The following is a 20,638-nucleotide window of genomic DNA, read 5'->3' on the forward strand; positions in this document are numbered from 1 at the left end:
AATAGATTCACTTCGAGATAGGTATTTAGCCGCTGTTTCAGACGCTGAAAGTACATTCGACATGAACTATGGCGATGAGGACGCATTGACTGGAGCATTTGGCCAAGCCATAGCGATGCCTAGAAACCAAATTTTTTCAACTCCAGAAGGAATTTATACGGTTGATATCGGGTATACCAAACTTAGAGGTCGCGGGAAAAACGCTCCCGAACGCACATATGGGTCTGACGGCATATTCCAGATTAAGGTCTTTGATAGCAGTGGAAATGTCATTCGCTCGAAAGGTCTACCCTTTCAATCTAAGAAGAACTGGAAAGGCACAAACAGCAAGCTTTCTGATCAAGCTAAAGATATGGAGCGCTTTACTCCCGGCGGCATAGTGATCGACTTTAATAGTTCAGGTTACAAAGCATGTCTGGCGAACGACGTAGCTCTAGCTAGCGGCAACCGTTCGCAACTTAACAAAGAGGGAAAACTGCAAAGACTTGGTCAACTGCTGGGTAATGAATTCCTGAATTGTGAAATCGGAACATTAAACTTATTCTATGACCCCAAGCAGGAGCTTTACAAAATTGACGGTGGTAATTTCCACATCATCTCAACCAACATAGAAATGCCTGACAAGGCATTGCAGCGGACTAGCCGCTGAATGCGTAAAAAGGAGACCATTAAAAATGGTAAAAAGGGGACATATTTATTTATGGCACAGCACTATCGACCTAAAAATAAATCTGTCCCCTTTTCCTACTACCAGTCCCGGGACCACTTCTCTGCCGCTCCGCAGCTACAAACTGGCCCGTGGCTTTGAACGCTAGGCGACTGCCAAAAAATCGGTATATCTCAATGAATGACGTCATAAAAACTGAGCAAGAATTGTTTGATGAGCTTGAGTTGCTATGCAAATCTCCAGGCTACTTACATGCCATAGCTTATTTTTGCTTCAGAGATAACACCATTCGATATAAAGATGGTGAAATGGTTGTTGATGATGTAGTTCAGCAATTCTCACTTGAGAGACTTGTCCGCACTGAAATTTCCACACTAATAGGCTTGGCGTGCAAGAAACAAATTGATATAAACCACCCTGGACCGAAATGTATTCAGGAATATATTGACAAAACTGAGACTCTATTAAAAAACCTGCATAAGACCATGATACCGCCCCTAGAGGAAATATTTGATAAAAGAAAAATTGGAGACCCTAGTTTCAATCCTTTCAGGACAGGAAAGGCGTTAAGAGAATCGATTTTCTATGGAGGAGAAGCCGCCTATAACTTTCAATATCGAGACCTCGCTTTAATAAAGTATAAAAATGACAGCGCTTGGTTCCAGAAGAACAAAGGATACTCAATTGGAGATGCAGCAAAGATAGTATCATCTTTGCTTATTTTACAGAACGATAAAATCAGCAATCTGATACCCACTCAACTAAAGACGCTATCTCCTGAAGAATGGACAATGCTTCCCGCGTTTGTTTTTTCCGATAAGGAATTATCAGAAAAATCAGGCGTAGATCTAAAAACCACAAAATCATTCCTTGACTCGTTTGTTTGTCCGCCAGAAATTGATAGAAATCAGTTCTCTGCTTTAGATGATTTCAACCCTATGAATGCTTACCCAATTATACGGGCAAGTGAAAGTGAATTCATTTTGCTTCAAAATTATGGGTTGCTAGAGGCCCTATATGAAACGCCTTTCTTTTGGTTCAATGCGGATGACACCTACAAAGTAAAGGCCAGAGAAAATAGAGGGCTATTTACCGAAAGCTTTTCGGAAAAACGGCTTAAAATCGTATTTGGTGAGGACAGAGTTTTTACCAATATCGACATATATAAAGACAAGCAAACGAGAGTTGGAGAAATAGATGTACTTGTTATTTTTTCCAACAGAGCAATTATTCTACAAGCAAAGTCAAAAAAGTTAACTATTGCCGCAAGAAAAGGAAACGACAATAGCCTTCAAGAAGACTTTAAAAAGGCAGTGCAAGACTCGTATAATCAAGCATACCAATGCGCCGAATATTTAAACAATGAAAACTATCGACTAGTAGACTCCTCTGGAAACGAGTTAAAGATATATAGAAAATTTGAAAGCATATACCCTTTTTGCGTAGTCTCAGATCATTATCCTGCTCTAAGCTTTCAAGCACGACAGTTTTTAAAATACCAAGCGACGATAGTGATCAAGTATCCATTTATCATGGATGTGTTTCTCCTGGATGTGATGACTGAAATGTTACAATCTCCACTACATTTCTTGAGCTATGTAAACCGAAGAGTCGAATATGCGGAAAGGATTTTATCTAATCATGAGTTAACGATTCTTTCCTATCACTTAAAGCAAAACCTATGGATTGATGATGATACTTCTATGATCCAGTTAGGAGATGATATCTGTGCCGATCTAGATTTGGCCATGCTAACCAGAAGAAACGGTGCCCCGGGAATTGAAACCCCAGAAGGCATATTGACAAAATATAGAGACACCTCCTACGGACAACTAATAGCTGAAATTGATCGCCTAGACGACCCTGCGACCATTGATCTTGGCTTTATGCTCCTTTCATTGAGTGGAGAGACAATAGAACAAATCAATGAAGGGATTGATCAGCTATACAAACTACATAAAGAGGATGGAGAACACCATGATTTAACACTGTGTATAGATCAAGGTAAAACCGGACTAACTATACACTGCAATAGTGACAAGACAAATATTTCTGCCACCAGGTTAAAGATTCACTGCGAAAAAAGAAAATACACTTTAAAAGCCGATACTTGGTTTGGACTTTGCCTAGACCCAGTAAGCCGAAAAATTAAATTCGGGCTTGAGTTAGAATTTGATTGGGTGCAATCCGATGAAATGGATCAAGCAACTAAAAACCTTCCAAAACCTCAGAATATTAAGAATGATGGACGAGTGAACTTCTCCACAAAAAGGAAAAATGAAAGGAAAACAGGCCGAAATGATCCATGTCCCTGCGGCAGTAAGAAAAAGTATAAAAATTGTTGTCTGGCTTAGGTGTGGCCGGTGTATCGCCTAACAAGCACATGTTGTCGGCGTGGTTTTCCGCTGCGCTCCAAACCAGCCTTAAATACGAGCGTTAGGGATTGCTGCATGGGTGTAAAAGAAGCGAAAAATAGGGACAGATTTATGTATATCACAGCAAGTAGCCCGAACAACCACCGCAAACGGTGGATGAAAAAAGCGTCGGCTACGCGCCCCGATCCGCCCTACGCCTGAGGACGCAGCCAAGCCGTCCACCAAGCACGCAGTTCACCCCTGATTGCGCCGGTTATGCGCCAGGCGCTCGGCCAGGGTATCGAGTTCGGGCAACTCGCCCTCCGGCATCTGCCGGATCACCGCCTGGGTCAGTTTCATCTGGCGGATAAAACGCCGGCAGTTGCCGCACATCGCCAGGTGTGCGCGTACGGCCAGGCGCTGGCGCAACGTCAGTTGGCCGTCGAGATAATCGCTGGAGTGAGCGACCAATTCCTTGCAGGTCAGCATTGGCCTGTCTCCTCGAAATGTTCCAGGGTGGCAAAGACTTTCAGGCGTGCCCGGTGCAGCAGCACACGTGCATTGGAGAGCGAGATGTCGAGAAGATTACAGATCGCCTCCAGCTCCAGACCCTGTCGCTCGCGCAGCACCAGCACGCTGGCCTGCAACTCGGACAGGCTGGCCAGGGTGTGTTCCAGGCAATCGCGCAATTCGTCCTCGGTGAGCAGGGCTTCGGGGCTGTCCTGATGCCAGGCATGTGGTGCCAGCAGCCAGTGGCCGTCATCAGAGAAACGCTCGTCACCCACCGTGCCATGCGGCGCGGCGAGGTCGTCGAGCAGCACCTCGCGACGGTTGTGCTTGAGACGGGTCTTGGCGGTGTTGGCGGTGATGGTCAGCAGCCAGGTCTTGAGGCTGGAGCGCCCCTGGAAGCCTGCCAGGCTGCGCACTACGGCGAGCCAGGCATCCTGCACCACCTCATCGGCGTGGCGACTGCCGACGATGGCGTAGGCCACCGCTCGCATCGCCCCCTGATAGCGAGCGACCAGCTCGCGATAGGCCTTCTGCTCACCGGTGAGCAGACGATCCAACAGATCGGTATCGGACATAGAACTCCCATGGTAGGGCCTGGCGCGCACGAGCAAACCCTGTACGAACCTGTTCACGATCTGCTGCGCGTCGGCCATGCTGCGCTGAAACCAACCTCAAAATACTCATTTACGGCTCGTAAACTGCGCTTTTTCGGCTGTTTTCGCCTTGCCTGGCTCTAGCTCGCTAGATCGTGAAACAGGTTCTACGCGCGTCAGGCATTCCTACAGAGAGTTCAGCGCTTGCGCAAAATTACACTGCCGATCGAATAACCGGCGCCAAAGGAGCTTAGAACACCCAGGCTGCCCGCCGGCAGGTCGTCCTGATTCTTGTGCAGGGCGATCACCGAGCCGGCCGAGCTGGTGTTGGCGTAGGTGTCGAGGATTACCGGTGCCTCGTGCGGCTCGGCGTCGCGACCGAGCAGCTTGCGCGCGATCAGCAGGTTCATGTTGAGGTTGGCCTGGTGCAGCCAGAAGCGCTTGACGTCGCTGACGTAGAGCTGGTTTTCCGCCAGGTGTGCGGCGATCAGCTCGGCGACCATCGGGCAGACGTCCTTGAACACCTTGCGGCCTTCCTGCACGAACAGTTTGTCGCGGGCGCCAACGCCCTCTTCCGCCGCACGGTTGAGGAAGCCGAAGTTGTTGCGGATGTTGTTGGAGAACTGGGTCAGCAGCTTGGTGCTGACCACGTCGAACTGGTGCTGGGAGGTAGCCAGGTCGGCACGTTCGATGATCACTGCGGTGGCGGCGTCACCGAAGATGAAGTGGCTGTCGCGGTCGCGGAAGTTGAGGTGACCGGTGCAGATTTCCGGGTTGACCATGAGGATGGCGCGGGCCTGGCCGGTCTGGATCGCGGTGGTCGCGGCCTGGATGCCGAAGGTGGCCGAAGAGCAGGCCACGTTCATGTCGTAGCCCCAACCATTGACGCCCAGCGCGGCCTGCACTTCGATGGCCACCGCCGGGTAAGCACGCTGCAAATTCGAGCAGGCGACGATCACCCCGTCGATATCGGCGACGGTCTTGCCGGCACGCTCCAGCGCCTGCTTGGCAGCGCCTACGGCCATTTCGCAGAGGATGCCCCAGTCTTCGTTGGAACGCTCAGGGATACGCGGCACCATGCGCTGCGGGTCGAGGATGCCGGCCTTGTCGATGACGAAGCGGCTCTTGATGCCCGACGCCTTCTCGATGAAGCCGCTGCTGGACTCGCTCAGCGCCTCCACCTCACCGCGGGCAATGGCCTCGGCGTTGTCGGCGTTGAACTGCTGCACATAAGCATTGAAGGATGCCACCAGCTCGTCGTTGGAAATGCTGTTGGCCGGGGTATAGAGGCCGGTACCACTGATGACGACGTTATGCACGCTCATTCCTCTTCTCGGCCGCTGGCGGCCTCAGGCAGTAGGCCGGCGACAATGGCGCAGGCCGAAAATCGGGAGACTTGGGCCAAGCTCTTGCGACGGTTGGCTCCGGGCCACTGAGTGTGCCACAGGGCGATGGGGTTCGTCCTTAGCCCTTGAGAGTGTCTAGGTGGACAGAACATGACCCAATATAGCCGTTTGGTCTAAAGTCTTATCTTGATCCGCGCACCTGGAGTTTGCATGAACCTCTCCCTGCTCAGCCGCTACGCTTTTTTCGCCTTCTGCGTGCTGTTCACCCTGGCCAGCCTGCCTTTCCTTGGTCATCAATGGCTGTGGCCGCTTACCCTGCTCACCGGCGTGCTCAGCCTGATCGGTATCGGTGACCTGCTGCAGACGCGCCACGCGGTGCGGCGCAACTACCCGATCCTCGGCAACATTCGCTACCTGGTCGAAGGTATCCGCCCGGAGATTCGCCAATACCTGCTCGAAGGTGACGCCGAGCAACTGCCCTTCTCCCGCGCGCAGCGCTCGCTGGTGTATTCCCGCGCCAAGAACGAAGGTGCCGACAAACCCTTCGGCACCCTCAGTGACGTGTACCAGAACGGCTTCGAGTTCATCAGCCACTCCATGCGCCCGGCGCCGCTGACCGACCCCTGCAGCTTTCGCGTGGAGATCGGCGGGCCGCAATGCAGCCAGCCGTACTCGGCGTCCCTGTTCAACATCTCGGCGATGAGCTTCGGCTCGCTCAGCGCCAATGCCATTCGCGCCCTCAACGAAGGGGCCAAGCTCGGCGAGTTCTACCACGACACCGGCGAGGGCAGCATCAGCCCCTATCACCGTGAGCACGGTGGCGATCTGGTCTGGGAACTAGGCAGCGGCTACTTCGGCTGCCGCGCCTCGGACGGCCGCTTCGACCCCGAGCGCTTCGCCGTCCAGGCCGCCAGCCCGCAGGTGAAGATGATCGAGATCAAGCTCAGCCAGGGCGCCAAGCCGGGCCACGGCGGCATCCTGCCCAAGCACAAGATCACCGAAGAGATCGCCAACACCCGCGGCATTTCCATGGGCGAGGATTGCGTCTCGCCGTCGCGCCACAGCGCCTTTTCCACCCCGGTCGAGCTGCTGCAGTTCATCGCGCAATTGCGTGAGCTGTCGGGCGGCAAGCCGGTCGGTTTCAAGTTCTGCCTGGGTCACCCGTGGGAGTTCATGGGCATCGTCAAGGCCATGCTGGAAACCGGCATCCTGCCGGACTTCATCGTCGTCGACGGCAAGGAAGGCGGCACCGGCGCGGCGCCGCTGGAGTTCACCGATCACCTGGGCGTGCCGCTGCGCGAAGGGCTGCTGTTCGTGCACAACACCCTGGTCGGCAGCAACCTGCGCGACAAGATCAAGCTTGGCGCCAGCGGCAAGATCGTCAGCGCTTTCGACATTGCCCGCGTGCTGGCCATCGGCGCGGATTGGGCCAACTCGGCGCGCGGTTTCATGTTCGCCATCGGCTGCATCCAGAGCCAAAGCTGCCACACCAACAAGTGCCCAACCGGCGTGGCGACCCAGGACCCGCTGCGCCAGCGCGCTCTGGTGGTCGAGGACAAAGCCCAGCGCGTCTTCAACTTCCACCGCAACACGCTCAAGGCACTGGCCGAGATGCTCGCCGCCGCCGGCCTCGATCATCCGTCGCAGATCGATGCCAAACATCTGGTGCAACGTATGTCCGCCACCGAGATCAAGCTGTTCTCGCAGCAGCATGTGTTCCTCGCGCCGGGCGAGTTGCTCAGCGGCCAGATCGAAGGCGAGTTCTACGAACGCATGTGGCGCATGGCGCGCGCCGACAGCTTCGAGTCGGCGCCGGCCTGAGCGGCCATCGTCCAGTCTGTTACGGCCAAGCTCGGCGCGACCTCGCTTAACGTCTTGAACCGGTAACCGCATGCGCCTTTCGCTATCCGCTCTGCTGCTTCTGCTGTGCCTCGCAGCCTCGGCCGAGGAGCAGCGCCCACTGCGCTTCTCGGTGACCGAGAGCTGGGCCATGCCGATGATAAAGATCGTCGATGGCCAGGCCACGGGCGGGATTCTCTACGATCTGCAAATGCGCCTGGCACAGAAGGTCGGACGCAGCGCAGAGATGCTGGTGCTACCACGCCTGCGCGTTCAACGGTTGCTGGTCAGCGGCGGAATCGACGTGCGCTGCTACGTCAATCCTGACTGGCTCGTCGAATCCCATCACCAGTACATCTGGAGCCTGCCCTTCATGGTGCAGCGCGACCTGATCGTCGCGCGCAACGCCGACCCTCACTTCAAACTGGAACAGTTGCGAGATGAGCGCGTGGGTACGGTGCTGGGCTTCAGCTATCCAAATCTGGAGCCGCTGCTGACCACTGGGGCGATACACCGCGAGGACGCCCGCACCCAGGAACTGGCCCTGGAGAAACTCGAGGCCGGCCGCTACCGCTATGCCGTCAGCAATCACCTGGCGTTGGCCTGGTTCAATCGCGACCTGCAACCCGACCAACGCTTGCATGCGCTCGGTGAAATCAGCGCTGACCTGATCGCCTGCATCGTCCGCGACGAGCCGGATGTACCGACCCAGGCGCTGCTGCGTGCCCTGGTGCAGATGAGGCAGGATGGCGAGTTCGACGCCATTCTCTCGCGCTATCGCTGAAGCGCACGACGAGCGCGACTAGCCGCTCAGATGCCGCAACACCTGCTCGACTCGCTGCTGCAGCGAACCGCGCAAACAGGTGAATCCCCAGCTACGCCGATTCAGCTCCTGCTCGTACCACTGGTTCTGCCGGCGGCGAAAGGTCTCGTCCTGACGGGTGCCGTCCTGCACGAAGGGGAAGTCATCGGCGCACAGGAACAGGTGGTGATAGTGTCGCTCGGCCAACTGCTCCAGCTCGGCCTCGACACGCCCGAACAGCTCGCGGCAATAGAACAGCGTGGTAAGCGGCGTGGTGTCGCAAACCAGGTAGCGCTGGCACTGCCCGGCCAGGCTCTGCTCACGAGCAACCTGAGTGCGGCCGATGCGCAGCAGGTCGTCATAGACAAGTACACCGCCCTGCTCTTCCCACAGTTCACGGCCGTATTCCGCGGCATGCCGCGTGCCCAAGGCCTCGGCCAATGCCAGGGCGAGGCTGCTCTTGCCGGTGGACTCGCCACCGAGCAAGGCGATGCGCTCGACGAAATCGCCGTAGACCTGCGGCGCCAGGTAGTGGCGCAAGCCATGAATATCGGCACGCAGACGCGTACCGGACACCGGCACCTGGATACGCGCGCGGTCGACCTCTACATGCTGCACCGGCCGACCGAAACATCGGCTCAAATGCGTGGCAAAACCATCGCCGTAGGCCTCGCTGGTAAACACCGCGTCGACCGGGTGGCCGAGCACTGCCAGGCAAAAGTCGGCAACGAACTGGCGCTGCGCGGCATCCGACTCGGATTCGTGGGGAAGGTCCGGCAGCGCCAGGCCGCGTGCGCGTTGCTGGGCAACCCACTCGGGCGTCACCACCCAGCTGCGCAGTTCGGGAAAGCGCACCTGCAACCAGTTCGCACGGCGCTCGGGCTCGCAGCCGGCAAGTTCCGGGCGCGCCCAACTGAGCAGTACCAGCTGTTCGCATTGCTGTTGCGCCTGGCGAATCAACCATTCATGCCCCAGGTGCAACGGCGCGAACTTGCCGACCACCAGCCCACAGGCGAATCGCGTGCTCATGTCAGACGGTCTGCGCGTTCAGTTCGCGGCGCCAGCGGTACAGGCCGTACCAGGCGTTGCACCAGAACAGCAGGTAAATGAACGCCGTCAAATACAGCTCGCGCGAGGCGAACAGCGGCACTGCCAGCGTGTTCACCAGCAGCCAGCCATACCAGGTTTCCAGCTTGCGGCGCATCAGCAGCAATTGCGCCAGTACGCTCAAGGTCAACACCAGCGAATCGATGAAGGGCGCATAGGCGTCGGTGAAATGGTGCAGCAGGGCGCCGTATGCGCCCGCCACGACCACCGCGAGCAGCAGCGCCAGGCCCAGTCCGGCCGTGCTGGCACGGCTGATCGGCAGCGCCTCGCCCTGGCGACCGCGCCGCCAGCTCCACCAACCCAGCAGGCTGGTGGCGATGAAGAAGATCTGCAAGGTGACATCGGCATACAACTGCACGCTGAAGAACAGTCAGCCGAACAGCACACAGCCGACCAGGCCAACGGCCCAGGTGTGCACCGAGTTGCGCGCCGCCAGCACGACCGAAACCAGATAAAAGAGGTTGGCGAAAATCTCCAGCGACGACGGCATGCACGCATCCTTATGAACATGGAATCAGCCGCGCAGCCTACCACGTGACGTGCGCCACAGCCGTGCATGCGTCACCTGACAACGGGGCCGATCCATGCTCTGATAAGCCTCCCCTCGCACTCCAAAGGACTGGATCGCCCCATGCCTCTGCTCGCTCTGTTAGTCATCGCCTGCCAAGTCACCTGTGGCCTCCACGTGGTGCGCAGTGGCCAGGAACGCTACTGGCTGTACCTGATCATCGCCCTGCCCGGCCTCGGCTGCCTGATCTACTTCCTCGGTATCATGCTGCCGGACCTGCTCGGTAGTCGTCGCGGCCGCCGCACGCTCAACCGCCTGCATGACAGCATCGACCCGCAGCGTCACCTGCGCGCCCTGCGCGATGAGCTGGATATTCGCGACACCCGCGATACTCGCGTCAACCTGGCCGATGAGCTGCTGCGCATGGGTCAGGCCGAAGAAGCGGCCACGCACTATCAGATGGCATTACGCGGCATTCACAGCGACGCCCCGGACATCCTCCTCGGCCTGGCCAGGGCCCGTTTCGCCCAGGGCGATTTCGCCGGTTGCCAGACAAGCCTCGATCAACTGATTGCCCACAATCCCGACTTTCGCTCCAGCGACGGCCACCTGCTGTATGCCCGTGCATTGGAAGGCCAGGGCAACGACCTCAAGGCCGAAGAGGAATACCGCGCCCTCGGCAGCTACTGCGCCAGCCCCGAAGCCAACTACCGCTATGCCCTGCTGCTACAGCGACTGGGACGTCAGCGCGAGGCCATCGAACTGCTGCAACAGATTCAGACCCACGCCCGCCGCTCCGCCCGGCACTATCGAGTGCTACACAAGGAGTGGCTGGACCTGAGCCAGAAGGCGCTGCTCGAGCTGCAGCGCGGCTGAGCGGCCCTACTCCCAAGCCTCCCGCTCGCCCGTCCAGGCATGCAACTCGCGCTTCTGCGCCCCCGACCATAACCAGCCGCCGCGTGCACCGACCAGCGTGCTGACAGCATGCTGGCGGCCGAAGCGGTTGTGCCGAGCCAACATCAGGGCGATATCGCGTAACACCGCCAGAGTATTGCTGTTGGACTGGAACAGCGGCGTCAGCAAGCGGCTGGCCTGGCGGTAGTAGCGCAGGTGGTCACGGCGCGTATCACCGTAGCGAGTGAAGATGGCGTTCCAGTCGAGCGCGTGCTGATGCTGGTCACCGGCATTGCCGAGCGCATCGGCCAGTGCAGCGGCATCGACCAAGGCCATATTGGCGCCCTGCCCCAGTTGCGGGCTCATGGCGTGGGCGCAATCACCGATGGCCAGCACGCGACCATCGTTCCAGCGCTGCATGCGCACGTCCGCATAGGCCGCCAGGGTGAGTTGTGAGGGGTCATCGATCTGCTGCAGATAGACCTCCGAAGCCTCGCCAGCGAGGTTGCGAACGCGAGTTTTCCAAGCCTGCAGGCCGCTCTTGCGCCACGCTTCATGTTCACTTAGCGGCAGGCTCCAGAACAGGCTGGTCAGCGAAGTGTCACGTGCCTGATGGGTGCAGCCGGTCGGCATCAGCCCGAACATCTCGCGGCAGCCTCGGTACCACTGGCGCAGCTCGCCGGACTCGGTCGCCGGTGAGGTCGGCAACATGCTCCACAGCGCACCCCACGGATAAGGCCGCGACCACTGCCGCACCTGCATCTGCGCGCGCAGGGTCGAACGTGTGCCATCGGCCAGGATCAGTGCGGCGAAGTCGCCCAGGGGTTGTTCACTGCCATCCGCCTGCTCCTGCAGCAGGCGAACATGGCCGCTGGCCTGCTCGAAGCGGCTCACTACCACACCGGTGTCCACCTGCACACCGGCGCGCTGAGCGGCCTTGAGCAATGCCGTCATCAACACGCCGCGGTGAATGCCAAGGCCGAAACTGCCTGGCTGCCAGTCGTGATAACGAGTGTCGAGGATCACCCGACCCTGGCAACTAGTGCCGTACAGGCGGCTGACCGGAGCTCCTAGTGCGGTGCATTCGGCGAGCAGACCCAGGCGTTGCAGCACAGCCAGACCGGAAGGCTGCAAGAGGATACCGGCGCCCACCGGCTGTAGTTGCTCAACCCGCTCCAGCACGCGCACCGCATAACCCTGGCGGGCGAGGAATATCGCCGTGGCGAGACCCGCGGTACCCGCCCCTACGATGGCTATCGGCAATCCATTCACGTTCATGCTCCCTGTTCGGATGCAGGGAATACTAACCGCCTGGCGTCATGCTCGATATGACCGATCGCACAGCGGCAAAGCGGTCAGGGCTTGTCCGGGCGAATATCGAAGCCACCCTTGTTCTGGCTGACGATGCGCAGGTGCTGGGTTTCCCCGGCTTTCACCGGCACCGCCACTTCGCGTAGCAAGCGGCCCATGCCGCACAGGGTGTCATCCATGCGATCCGGCGTGATGCCGACCACACGCGTGCCTGGCGGTACCTGGAAGGTTGCGACCTCGCCGACGCCGATGCGCGCTGCGACCTTGCGATCCACCTCGATGGCCACGAAGCAGCCGCCGCCCATCACCCCGAAATCGCGGTTGACCACGATCTGCGCGCCGTTCGCCTGCGCCTCCTGAAACGCCAGCAGGCGATCTTCCGGTACCGGTTTGACGTTCTCGGGGTCACCCCGGTATGACGAACAACCGGCCAACAGCAACAGCGGTAGAGCGATGAGGATCGAACGCATGAAGCCCTCCATGGGCAGATAAGTGCTGCCTGAGTATTGGGGTTGGCGAGCCGGCGGGCAAGGTATCGATAACATCGATGCCCAAAAGCAAAAGCATCGATTTCTGTAATGATCGGCGCAATGTTTTCATCTCTCTCGACCCCAGCGCCAACTTCTTCGGCGCAACTGATCGGAGATTACCCAGATGAAATTCACAGCGCTCAACGCCACCCTCCTCGCCGCTTTCACTCCTATCGCATTCGCCAGCGAGAAAGCGCCAGACAGCACCAAAGTGAACGTACAGGAATATCAGTACGGCATGCAGCTGGACATCGACCAGGTTCTGCAGCGCACCGACAACAGCCGCAAGAGCGGTGTCGTACCCAGCGTCATGGTCTACCGTGACAGCCAGGGCGAAGTGCACGCCGTGCGTTTCGTGGAGTGGGGCGGCCTGAGCAACCAGAACGGCTAAACCACAGGTTGCCTGATGCCCCGGCCGAGTCACTCGTCCGGGGCAATGCCGTTTCAGCCTTGCAGGCGCTTGACCAGTCGTGCCTGCAGCGCTTCCAGCTCGGCCGGGTCGGCCTTGCTCGCCGCGTGAACACCCAGGCCTTCGCCCTCGAAACGCGGGATCACGTGCATGTGGATGTGGAACACCGTCTGCCCGGCAGGCGCGCCGTTGAACTGCGCGACTTGCACGCCAGCCGGCTGTAACTCATCGACCACGGCCTGGGTGACCTTCTTCACCACGGCCATGACCTTGGCCAGGCTGGCATCGTCGATTTCCAGGATATTGCGCGCGGCCGCGCGCTTGGGAATCACCAGGCTGTGACCCTTGGATTGCGGGAACAGATCGAGGAAGGCAAGTACATCGTCGTCCTCATAGAGTGTGTAGCAGGGCAAGTCGCCACGAATGATCTGGGCGAAGATGTTCTGGGAGTCGTAAGTACCGTGCAGGCTCATGCCGATGGGCTCCGGGCCGGGTGGATGAAAAACCGCACCATACCGCCTCGTTCACGTACAGGGAACCGGGCAGGATTGCTCGAGTCGATGACTACTAGCAGCTGGATCGATTTCCTGCGCTCAGGCTACTCGTGTTCTGATCGCTCCTTTCGTAGAGGCTGTTCAGGATCTCGCGAGCTAGAGCGATACAAGGCAAAAACAAGCGAGGAAGCAGAGTGTACTTTTGTACATGAGCATTCCGACCGGGCTGGCGATCCAGCTTGTTTTTAACGCAGTAGCGCCGACGCGCAGCAGATCGTGAACAGGCTCTTTGGCCCATTCGACATGGAACCCCACATGACCGACCTCAGCCCATTCCACATCACCCGCAAATGGCCTGCCCAGCATCCCGAGCACCTGCAGCTGTATTCGCTGCCCACACCCAATGGGGTCAAGGTCTCGATCATGCTGGAAGAAATCGGCCTGCCCTACGAACCGCACCTGGTCGACTTCGGCAGCGATGACCAATTCAGCCCCGAGTTTCTCTCGCTGGCGCCGAACAACAAGATTCCCGCCATCCTCGATCCCGACGGCCCCAATGGCCATCCGCTGCCGCTGTTCGAGTCCGGCGCGATTCTGATCTACCTGGCGGAAAAGACCGGCAAGCTGCTGCCGCAGGATGCCGCTGCACGCTACGAGACGATTCAATGGCTGATGTGGCAGATGGGCGGCCTGGGGCCGATGTTTGGCCAACTCGGTTTCTTCGTCAAATTCGCCGGCAACCAGTTTGAAGACAAGCGTCCACGCGACCGTTACGCCGCTGAATCGGCACGCCTGCTGGGCGTACTCAACCAACACTTGCAAGGCCGTGACTGGATCGCTGGCGAATACAGCATCGCCGACATCGCCGTATTCCCCTGGATTCGCACCCTGGCGGATTTCTACCAGGCCGGTGATCTGGTGCAACTCGAGCGCTTCACCAACGTGCGCCGCGTGCTCGATGCCTTCCTCGCTCGCCCGGCGGTGCAGCGCGGCCTAAACATCCCCGCACGAGGCTGATGCAGTTGTGGGAGTCGGCCACCGACTCCCACATCGTTTCTCTCGCACTTGCCTCAGGTAGCCGCCGCCACCTTTTTCTCGGCACTGCGCTGATCGGCCTGCCCGCCCAGGTACCAACCCAGCAGTCCCCACAGCGCCGCACTGGCAGCCCCCACCAACGCCACCAGCCAGGCGCCCTGGGCCAGCATGTCCAGCAGGCTCTTGAGCCAACCACTCATGGCGTCGCCCGCGCGATAGATCACGGTGTCGATGAAGTTTTTCGCCTTGTACTTGCTCTCGGCATCCAGCGGCGCGAAGAGCATCTCCCGCCCAGGCCGCACGAAGGCATATTCACCGATACGCCGGACGATCATCAGCGCCGCCAGCATGGCGAAGGTCGGCATCAACGCCAGGCCGATGAAACCGACACACACCATTAGCGGCACACAGGCCAACAACACTCGCACGCCCATACGCCGCGCGATACGCCCGGTGATGAACAGTTGGGCAATCAACGCGCCGGCCTGCACCACAAAATCGATCACGCCGAACACCCGCACCTGCGCCGCGCGATCCGGGAACAGCTCGGCCATCAGACGCGCCTGCTCGAAGTAGAGAAAGGTGCTGGCCGTGGCCAGAAGAATCACGAAGCCGGCGATACCCAGCAGATAGGGCGAAGCCAGTACCCGGGTCAACCCGCTGAACGGATTACCCGGCACGGGCCGGCGTGGGCTCTCGGCCTGAACCGCACCGGCACGTCCCGCACCACCCTGCTCTCGCCAGCGCATCAGCACCTGCTTGAGCGTCAGCGCGACAGCCAGCAATACAGCGGCCAGCAGAATCAACCCGGCCTGACCAAGCGTGCCGATCAACAGCGTACTGAGCGCGGGTCCTGCCAATCCGCCGACACTGGCTCCCGCGGCGATGAAAGCGAAGAGCCGCTTGGCCTGTTCGCTGTCGAATACATCCGCCATCAGGCTCCACGCCACCGACACGACGAACAGGTTGTAGACCGAGATCCACACGTAAAAGCTACGCGCCAGCCATACACTTTCATCAGCGCTGAAAAACAACAGGGCGAACAGCGCGAGGTTCAGGGTGAAGAAACCGTACACCCAGTCGATGAAATGAATCCGCGGCACCCGCGAACTGAGCCAGGCGAACAAGGGCACCGCGATCAGCATCACCACGAACGTGGCGGTGAACAACCATTGCAGGTTCTCCACGCCGGAGACGATGCCCATCGCCTCGCGGATCGGTCGCAGCATGAAGTAGCCCGAGAACAGGCAAAAGAACAGGGCAAAACCGGCCAGCGCCGGCCACAACTCGTTGCGCTGCGCGTTGATGGCCACGGCCACGCGCTGCGCCATCGTTGACGATGACATGGGAAATTCCTCGAACGGGCGCGCCAGCACGGCGCGCCGGCATCACTCAGCCGTATCTGACGCCAGTCAGACGCTCGGCTACCGACCACAGGCGCGCCGCAGCGTCCGCATCGGCTGCCGCATCCGGCACCTTGGCCAGGCCTAACGGGCCGCGTTTTTCATCTTCGCCGGTCGGGCCGTAATAACGACCGCCCTCGGCTTCGGCCGCCGTCGCCGCGAACAGCGATGACAGCGCACCTTGCGCTGCCGAGTGATAGACGTCGCGGTCCTTCGCCCACTCGCGAGCGAACTCGCTTTCCAGTCCAGGACCGCGTTCGACCAGTTCGGTGACAGCCACGCCAGGATGCGCGGCCACGCTGCGGATGCCCCAGTCATTGGCCAAACTGCGCCGTTGCAACTCGAAGGCCATCATCAGGCAGGCCAGCTTCGACTGGGCGTAGGCGACATAGGGGTTGTAGTTGTTCTGCGACTGCAGATCATCGAAATTGATGCTGCCACGGTTCACGGCGATGCTCGCCAGGGTCACCACACGCGGATCGGCCGACTTTTGCAGCGACGGCAGGAGCAAACCGGTCAGGGCGAAATGGCCGAGGAAGTTGGTCGCCAACTGCATCTCGAAACCATCGCGGGACACGCCACGCTGTGGTGGCGCCATGATCGCCGCGTTGTTGATCAGTACGTCCAGTACCTCACCCTCGGCATTCAGGCGCTGAGCCAGGCTGCGCACCGAGGCCAGGTCGGCCAGATCCAGCTGTTCGAAGCGCAGACGCGCATCCGGCACCTGCGCACGAATACGCTCGATGCTCTCCGCACCGCGCTGTGAATTGCGCGCAGCGATAATCACCTGAGCACCCGCGCGGCTCAGGGCCAGGGCATCCTCGAAGCCCATGCCGCTGCTGCCGCCAGTGACCAGCATGCGTTTGCCGGTCAGCGAGGGCATGTCGCTCGCCTGCCACCCCGGTGAGGTACTGGCCCAGGCGAATGTCGGTACACCGCCCAACACCCCATGCAAGGCCAGGCTGCCGCCCACCATGCCGAACAGTTTCAGGGCATCACGACGCGAATGGCCTCGCCCCACAGCATTCTTCTTGTCCATCGGCTGATTCCTCGTGTCCGTTGACTCAATGCGCCAGACCCGGCGCACGTACAGGACATAGGGTGCAGGCAGATGGCACGTACGATAAGCCGGCCAAAACCGAACAACGCATACGGTCAGGCGGACAGTTACCAGGTGTTTCGCGGACGCGAAGCGTAATCCGGGGATGAGTGCCGCCACAGCGAAGAGCGCGGCTGAAGCCCCTCCCACGCGCTCCCAAGTCTCCACTCAGGATTGGCAAAGTGGCCGCTGCGCCGCATTATCGGACCCTTCGTAATAATCCAGCCGCCGCCCATGCGCCAACCGAATCTATCCGATGTTGCCCTGTTCGCTGCCGTGGTCGAGGCCGGCGGCTTTCGCGTTGCCGCGCAACGCCGCGGCATGTCGGCTTCGTCGCTGAGCGATTGCGTACGCCGCCTGGAAAAGGAGCTGGACGTGCGCCTGCTCAACCGCACCACGCGTGGCCTGACGCCGACGGAAATCGGCGCGCGCCTGCTTGAACGTCTACGCCCCGCGCTGGACGAGATCAACACGGCGCTCAACGACCTGCAGGAAGATCCGCAGAACCCCGTCGGCTCACTGCGCCTGCATGTGCCCGGCGTGATCGCGCGGCACATCCTGCCGCAACTGCTGGATGGCTTTCTCGCTCGCTACCCCGGCATCGCGCTGGAGGTGAACATGGACAACACCTTCATCGACGTCATCGGCGCCGGTTATGACGCCGGCATCCGTTACGAGGAAAGCCTGGCCAAGGACATGATCGCCATCCCCATCGGGCCGCGCCGGCAATGTTTCATGGCAGTGGCAGCACCCAGCTACCTGCAGCGCCATGGCACGCCACAACACCCCAGCGAACTGAGCGAGCACCGCCTGCTCGGCTACCGTTTCGCCAGCGGCAAGCTCGGCGTATGGGAGTTCGAGCAGGATGGACGCACCCTGCGCATCAGCCCCGAGGGTCGCCTGGTCAGCTCGTCGCAGGACCTGCTGATCGCAGCAGCCTGCGCCGGCCACGGCATTCTCTACACCTTCGAGGAATACATCGCAGCGCCCCTGGCCAGCGGCCAGTTGCAACCCTTCATGCAGGACTGGTGGCAGCACTTCAACGGCCCGTACCTGTACTACCACAGCAGGCGCCAGGTGCCAGCGCCGCTGCGCGCCTTCGTCGACTACGTGAAGGACTTGAACAACGCCGACCATTCGTCTCAAAGCCCGATATAGAGCGGCCGCCAATACCCAAGCAAGGCGCTGGGAGATTATAATTGCGCGCTTGCTTTCCCCCCTCCAGGTCACTCATGAACAGCTCTGCATCAGGCGCCGCGACCACTCTGTCGCCGGGCGCGATCCTTCTCATTCAACTCGCCCTGGCCCTTGGCGGCTTCGCCATCGGCACCGGCGAGTTCGCCATCATGGGTCTGATGCCCAACGTCGCCGCCGACCTTGGCGTCAGCGAGCCGCAAGTCGGCCACGTGATCAGCGCCTACGCTCTCGGCGTGGTGGTCGGCGCACCGGTGCTGGCCCTGCTCGGTGCGCGCCTGCCACGGCGCATTCTGCTTCTGCTGCTGATGGGCTGCTTCGCCCTCGGCAACTTCGCCAGCGCCCTGGCACCCAGTTATGAGCCGCTGCTGATTTTCCGCTTCATCGCCGGCCTGCCACATGGCGCCTACTTCGGTATCGCCATGTTGGTGGCGGCCTCCATGGCGCCGCCGCACAAACGCGCCAAGGCGGTGAGCCGGGTGCTGGCCGGCCTGACCGTGGCCATCCTGATCGGCAACCCGCTGGCTACCTGGCTCGGCCAATTCATGAGCTGGCGCTACGCCTTTGCCCTGGTCGGCATCATCGCCATCACCACCATCGCCATGGTCGCGATCTTCCTCCCGGCTGACCCCAACGAGCAGCGCAGCAGCCCCTTGGGCGAGCTGCGCGCCTTCAACCGCGCGCCTATCTGGCTGGCCCTGGGCATCGGCTCGATCGGTTTCGCCGGGATGTTCTGCGTGTTCAGCTACATGGCGCCGACCCTGCTTCACGTCACCCAGGTAGGCCCCGGCTGGATTCCGCTGGCCATGGGTGTGTTCGGTGCCGGATGCATCGTCGGCAACAGTGCCGGCGGCTGGCTGTTCGACCGCCTGCGCCTGCGCGCCGTGGCCTGGATTCTGGCCTGGAGCACACTGGTGCTGCTGGTCTTCCCGTTCGCCGCGCACAGCCTGTGGACGATCCTGCCGGCGATCTTCGCCCTCGGCACCATGATCGCCCTCGGCCCGGCGCTGCAGACCCATTTGATGGACGTTGCCACGGGCGCGCAGACACTCGCTGCCGCGTCCAACCACGCCGCGTTCAACGTCGCCAACGCGCTCGGCCCCTGGCTCGGCGGCCTGGCCATCAGCGCCGGGATGGGCTGGACGGTGACCGGCTACATCGGCGCCGCGACCGCCATCGGCGGCCTGCTTTTGTTTGCCTGGGCGTGGCAGGTGCAGCAGAAGAACGCCGCGATCTGAACAGGTGCGTGAGGTGACTCGGGCAAGGTATCTTCTACCTCCCGAGCCACCAACGAACCCGCCCGATGATTGTTCAGCGTTTACGCGTCGCCCTGATCGCCACCACCTTGTGCACCGCCCTGAACGTCCAGGCGCAGGTCGAAGTCGAGGCCAATGCCGGCCTGCTGGCAGCGAAAATTTCCGAAGAGATCGTTCCCGGCGACTACGAGAAACTGCTGCAGGGTTTGCGCGCCAACCCAGGCAAGCACACGCGCAAGATCGTGCTGCTCGACAGCATCGGCGGCAGCGCCCCGGAGGCCATCCGCATGGGGCGCCTGCTGCGCGAAACCGGCTTCGAGGCGCTGGTGCCTTCAGGCGGCATGTGTCAGGGCAGCTGCATCTATTTGCTGGCGGCTGGCAGCAAACGCACGGTCAACGGCCACGTTGCCCTGCGCCGTCCACCCTTCCCCGCCGGTGACTCGGCATTGGCGCAGGCCGCCCATGGTAGCCAGGCGTTCAGCCCGGCCAAGTACTTTCGCGACATGGGCGTCGACGTAAGCCTGGCCGAAGCGATCTACCAGGCCCCACCAGGTCGCTTGCGCCTGCTGAGCCAGGATGATTTGCGACGCTATCGGCTGAAATAGCGATACGGACTTGCGGGGATAAAGCCCCGGCATCGCGCGATGCCGGGGCTTTTTTCAGATTCTTAGCACTCTCGCGGGGGGATACGCCGGCACCGGGCTGGTAAGTGTGTGTGCGTATTGCTCACGGGCTTAGCACTATCCATTACCGAGTCCACTGAACGTTTGGGTTGCGCCCCTTACGGGCGCCACACCTTGATTCGCTGCGCTCACCCTGCGGGCCAGCCTGCGGCTGTTACTCCGCTTCGCTGCGTTTCCTCGCTCCGGCGCTGCTCCGGGGCCGGCTTACAAGGGCCATCCATGGCCCATTAAGCGGGGCCGCCATCGGTATTTCGCCGCATCCATGCGGCTCGCTCCCCTACGCAACACCTCTGCTCGGCCTCCTGAAGGGGACCGGGTCGCGAGCTTGCGTAATCTTCGCAAAATTGAAATTAACGGCGTCTGTGCTTTGCCTTTGCTCTTCAACTGCGATGGTACAGACGACGCCCATGCCCCTTCAGGAGGCCGAGTGGAATCGCCGCGTAAGGGGTTGAGCGACATGGATGTCGCGAGAGCCACGATGGGCCAGGGATGGCCCTTCGTGGCGTGCCCCTGGAGCGGTGATGGAGCGAGGGAACCCCGGCGCAGCCGGGGCCGGATGGTGGGGTGCCCTTCTCTTTGGTTACTTTCTCTTGGGCAAGCAAGA

General features: G+C 60.1%; 21 protein-coding genes. 10 read left to right on the plus strand and 11 right to left on the minus strand.

What is annotated here, in order from left to right; translation table 11 throughout:
- Nucleotides 1-61 precede the first annotated feature (61 nt).
- Together EGJ86_RS16685 and EGJ86_RS16690 are read left to right on the plus strand one after the other, a co-directional pair.
- The gene (locus EGJ86_RS16685) at nt 62-649 is read left to right on the plus strand and encodes a hypothetical protein (protein WP_256672461.1); all 588 of its coding nucleotides are present in this window, start codon (nt 62-64) and stop codon (nt 647-649) included.
- 194 nt (nt 650-843) lie between these two features.
- The gene (locus tag EGJ86_RS16690) at nt 844-3,021 is read left to right on the plus strand and encodes an SEC-C metal-binding domain-containing protein (protein WP_125835853.1); all 2,178 of its coding nucleotides are present in this window, start codon (nt 844-846) and stop codon (nt 3,019-3,021) included.
- Between the two features lie 255 nt (nt 3,022-3,276).
- On the opposite strand, the gene EGJ86_RS16695 is transcribed toward EGJ86_RS16690, so the two are convergent.
- The 3 genes from EGJ86_RS16695 to EGJ86_RS16705 all read right to left on the minus strand — a co-directional run bounded on the left by EGJ86_RS16695 (nt 3,277) and on the right by EGJ86_RS16705 (nt 5,443).
- Nucleotides 3,277-3,510, minus strand: coding sequence for an anti-sigma factor (locus tag EGJ86_RS16695; RefSeq protein WP_125835854.1), 234 nt, complete (start codon nt 3,508-3,510; stop codon nt 3,277-3,279).
- Nucleotides 3,504-4,106 carry an RNA polymerase sigma factor gene (locus tag EGJ86_RS16700; RefSeq protein WP_125835855.1) on the minus strand — a complete coding sequence of 201 codons (603 nt, stop codon included), beginning with the start codon at nt 4,104-4,106 and terminating at the stop codon, nt 3,504-3,506. Before EGJ86_RS16700 ends, EGJ86_RS16695 begins: the two co-directional genes overlap by 7 nt.
- A gap of 215 nt (nt 4,107-4,321) precedes the next feature.
- Nucleotides 4,322-5,443 (minus strand): beta-ketoacyl-ACP synthase III, encoded by a 1,122-nt coding sequence (locus EGJ86_RS16705; protein WP_125835856.1) that lies wholly within the window; start codon nt 5,441-5,443, stop codon nt 4,322-4,324.
- Nucleotides 5,444-5,680: 237 nt separating this feature from the next.
- Between EGJ86_RS16705 and EGJ86_RS16710 the strand changes: the two genes are divergently transcribed.
- Nucleotides 5,681-7,291: an FMN-binding glutamate synthase family protein gene (locus EGJ86_RS16710; protein ID WP_125835857.1), complete on the plus strand. Its 1,611-nt coding sequence runs from the start codon at nt 5,681-5,683 to the stop codon at nt 7,289-7,291.
- A gap of 70 nt (nt 7,292-7,361) precedes the next feature.
- On the plus strand, nt 7,362-8,093 hold the full coding sequence (locus tag EGJ86_RS16715) for an ABC transporter substrate-binding protein (protein WP_125835858.1): 732 nt from the start codon (nt 7,362-7,364) through the stop codon (nt 8,091-8,093).
- Between the two features lie 18 nt (nt 8,094-8,111).
- On the opposite strand, the gene EGJ86_RS16720 is transcribed toward EGJ86_RS16715, so the two are convergent.
- The 3 genes from EGJ86_RS16720 to EGJ86_RS25375 are packed head-to-tail and all read right to left on the minus strand — an operon-like array spanning nt 8,112 to nt 9,708.
- On the minus strand, nt 8,112-9,140 hold the full coding sequence (locus EGJ86_RS16720; RefSeq protein ID WP_125835859.1) for an AAA family ATPase: 1,029 nt from the start codon (nt 9,138-9,140) through the stop codon (nt 8,112-8,114).
- Between the two features lies 1 nt (nt 9,141).
- Nucleotides 9,142-9,576: a nicotinamide riboside transporter PnuC gene (pnuC, locus tag EGJ86_RS16725; RefSeq protein ID WP_256672462.1), complete on the minus strand. Its 435-nt coding sequence runs from the start codon at nt 9,574-9,576 to the stop codon at nt 9,142-9,144.
- A 12-nt stretch (nt 9,577-9,588) separates the two neighbouring features.
- The gene (locus EGJ86_RS25375; RefSeq protein WP_256672463.1) at nt 9,589-9,708 is read right to left on the minus strand and encodes a nicotinamide mononucleotide transporter; all 120 of its coding nucleotides are present in this window, start codon (nt 9,706-9,708) and stop codon (nt 9,589-9,591) included.
- Nucleotides 9,709-9,849: 141 nt separating this feature from the next.
- Here EGJ86_RS25375 and EGJ86_RS16730 point away from each other — a divergent pair, with 141 nt between their 5' ends.
- Nucleotides 9,850-10,602: a tetratricopeptide repeat protein gene (locus EGJ86_RS16730; RefSeq protein WP_125835860.1), complete on the plus strand. Its 753-nt coding sequence runs from the start codon at nt 9,850-9,852 to the stop codon at nt 10,600-10,602.
- 6 nt (nt 10,603-10,608) lie between these two features.
- Here the strand turns inward: EGJ86_RS16730 and EGJ86_RS16735 are convergent, their stop codons facing one another.
- Both EGJ86_RS16735 and EGJ86_RS16740 read right to left on the minus strand, forming a co-directional pair.
- Nucleotides 10,609-11,892, minus strand: coding sequence for an NAD(P)/FAD-dependent oxidoreductase (locus tag EGJ86_RS16735; protein ID WP_125835861.1), 1,284 nt, complete (start codon nt 11,890-11,892; stop codon nt 10,609-10,611).
- Between the two features lie 83 nt (nt 11,893-11,975).
- Nucleotides 11,976-12,401, minus strand: coding sequence for a 3-isopropylmalate dehydratase (locus EGJ86_RS16740; RefSeq protein ID WP_125835862.1), 426 nt, complete (start codon nt 12,399-12,401; stop codon nt 11,976-11,978).
- A 184-nt stretch (nt 12,402-12,585) separates the two neighbouring features.
- Between EGJ86_RS16740 and EGJ86_RS16745 the strand changes: the two genes are divergently transcribed.
- Nucleotides 12,586-12,852, plus strand: coding sequence for a DUF2790 domain-containing protein (locus EGJ86_RS16745; RefSeq protein ID WP_106734845.1), 267 nt, complete (start codon nt 12,586-12,588; stop codon nt 12,850-12,852).
- A 53-nt stretch (nt 12,853-12,905) separates the two neighbouring features.
- Here EGJ86_RS16745 and EGJ86_RS16750 read toward each other — a convergent pair whose 3' ends face one another.
- Nucleotides 12,906-13,343, minus strand: coding sequence for an HIT family protein (locus EGJ86_RS16750; protein WP_125835863.1), 438 nt, complete (start codon nt 13,341-13,343; stop codon nt 12,906-12,908).
- A gap of 336 nt (nt 13,344-13,679) precedes the next feature.
- Between EGJ86_RS16750 and EGJ86_RS16755 the strand changes: the two genes are divergently transcribed.
- On the plus strand, nt 13,680-14,381 hold the full coding sequence (locus EGJ86_RS16755; protein WP_125835864.1) for a glutathione S-transferase N-terminal domain-containing protein: 702 nt from the start codon (nt 13,680-13,682) through the stop codon (nt 14,379-14,381).
- Nucleotides 14,382-14,434: 53 nt separating this feature from the next.
- Here EGJ86_RS16755 and EGJ86_RS16760 read toward each other — a convergent pair whose 3' ends face one another.
- Complete coding sequence (locus tag EGJ86_RS16760) at nt 14,435-15,745, minus strand: NTP/NDP exchange transporter (protein ID WP_125835865.1); 1,311 nt, start codon at nt 15,743-15,745, stop codon at nt 14,435-14,437.
- A gap of 46 nt (nt 15,746-15,791) precedes the next feature.
- Nucleotides 15,792-16,841 carry an SDR family oxidoreductase gene (locus EGJ86_RS16765; protein WP_125835866.1) on the minus strand — a complete coding sequence of 350 codons (1,050 nt, stop codon included), beginning with the start codon at nt 16,839-16,841 and terminating at the stop codon, nt 15,792-15,794.
- Nucleotides 16,842-17,135: 294 nt separating this feature from the next.
- Here EGJ86_RS16765 and EGJ86_RS16770 point away from each other — a divergent pair, with 294 nt between their 5' ends.
- The 3 genes from EGJ86_RS16770 to EGJ86_RS16780 all read left to right on the plus strand — a co-directional run bounded on the left by EGJ86_RS16770 (nt 17,136) and on the right by EGJ86_RS16780 (nt 19,956).
- Nucleotides 17,136-18,059 carry a LysR family transcriptional regulator gene (locus EGJ86_RS16770; protein ID WP_125835867.1) on the plus strand — a complete coding sequence of 308 codons (924 nt, stop codon included), beginning with the start codon at nt 17,136-17,138 and terminating at the stop codon, nt 18,057-18,059.
- A 74-nt stretch (nt 18,060-18,133) separates the two neighbouring features.
- Complete coding sequence (locus tag EGJ86_RS16775; RefSeq protein WP_125835868.1) at nt 18,134-19,333, plus strand: MFS transporter; 1,200 nt, start codon at nt 18,134-18,136, stop codon at nt 19,331-19,333.
- Between the two features lie 65 nt (nt 19,334-19,398).
- The gene (locus EGJ86_RS16780) at nt 19,399-19,956 is read left to right on the plus strand and encodes a hypothetical protein (RefSeq protein ID WP_106734839.1); all 558 of its coding nucleotides are present in this window, start codon (nt 19,399-19,401) and stop codon (nt 19,954-19,956) included.
- Nucleotides 19,957-20,638 lie beyond the last annotated feature (682 nt).

The organism is Pseudomonas sp. o96-267, assembly GCF_003935465.1.
GTDB lineage: Bacteria > Pseudomonadota > Gammaproteobacteria > Pseudomonadales > Pseudomonadaceae > Aquipseudomonas > Aquipseudomonas sediminis.

What these genes read in the sequence shown, in the direction of transcription:
- EGJ86_RS16755 (WP_125835864.1), top strand. Translation starts at nt 13,680, where the DNA reads ATGACCGACCTCAGCCCATTCCACATCACCCGCAAATGGCCTGCCCAG.
- EGJ86_RS16780 (WP_106734839.1), top strand. Translation starts at nt 19,399, where the DNA reads ATGATTGTTCAGCGTTTACGCGTCGCCCTGATCGCCACCACCTTGTGC.
- EGJ86_RS16700 (WP_125835855.1), bottom strand. Translation starts at nt 4,106, where the DNA reads ATGTCCGATACCGATCTGTTGGATCGTCTGCTCACCGGTGAGCAGAAG.
- EGJ86_RS16695 (WP_125835854.1), bottom strand. Translation starts at nt 3,510, where the DNA reads ATGCTGACCTGCAAGGAATTGGTCGCTCACTCCAGCGATTATCTCGAC.
- EGJ86_RS16685 (WP_256672461.1), top strand. Translation starts at nt 62, where the DNA reads ATGAACTATGGCGATGAGGACGCATTGACTGGAGCATTTGGCCAAGCC.
- EGJ86_RS16720 (WP_125835859.1), bottom strand. Translation starts at nt 9,140, where the DNA reads ATGAGCACGCGATTCGCCTGTGGGCTGGTGGTCGGCAAGTTCGCGCCG.
- EGJ86_RS16770 (WP_125835867.1), top strand. Translation starts at nt 17,136, where the DNA reads ATGCGCCAACCGAATCTATCCGATGTTGCCCTGTTCGCTGCCGTGGTC.
- EGJ86_RS16690 (WP_125835853.1), top strand. Translation starts at nt 844, where the DNA reads ATGAATGACGTCATAAAAACTGAGCAAGAATTGTTTGATGAGCTTGAG.
- EGJ86_RS16710 (WP_125835857.1), top strand. Translation starts at nt 5,681, where the DNA reads ATGAACCTCTCCCTGCTCAGCCGCTACGCTTTTTTCGCCTTCTGCGTG.
- EGJ86_RS16775 (WP_125835868.1), top strand. Translation starts at nt 18,134, where the DNA reads ATGAACAGCTCTGCATCAGGCGCCGCGACCACTCTGTCGCCGGGCGCG.
- EGJ86_RS16715 (WP_125835858.1), top strand. Translation starts at nt 7,362, where the DNA reads ATGCGCCTTTCGCTATCCGCTCTGCTGCTTCTGCTGTGCCTCGCAGCC.
- EGJ86_RS16750 (WP_125835863.1), bottom strand. Translation starts at nt 13,343, where the DNA reads ATGAGCCTGCACGGTACTTACGACTCCCAGAACATCTTCGCCCAGATC.
- EGJ86_RS25375 (WP_256672463.1), bottom strand. Translation starts at nt 9,708, where the DNA reads ATGCCGTCGTCGCTGGAGATTTTCGCCAACCTCTTTTATCTGGTTTCG.
- EGJ86_RS16740 (WP_125835862.1), bottom strand. Translation starts at nt 12,401, where the DNA reads ATGCGTTCGATCCTCATCGCTCTACCGCTGTTGCTGTTGGCCGGTTGT.
- EGJ86_RS16745 (WP_106734845.1), top strand. Translation starts at nt 12,586, where the DNA reads ATGAAATTCACAGCGCTCAACGCCACCCTCCTCGCCGCTTTCACTCCT.
- EGJ86_RS16760 (WP_125835865.1), bottom strand. Translation starts at nt 15,745, where the DNA reads ATGTCATCGTCAACGATGGCGCAGCGCGTGGCCGTGGCCATCAACGCG.
- EGJ86_RS16730 (WP_125835860.1), top strand. Translation starts at nt 9,850, where the DNA reads ATGCCTCTGCTCGCTCTGTTAGTCATCGCCTGCCAAGTCACCTGTGGC.
- EGJ86_RS16765 (WP_125835866.1), bottom strand. Translation starts at nt 16,841, where the DNA reads ATGGACAAGAAGAATGCTGTGGGGCGAGGCCATTCGCGTCGTGATGCC.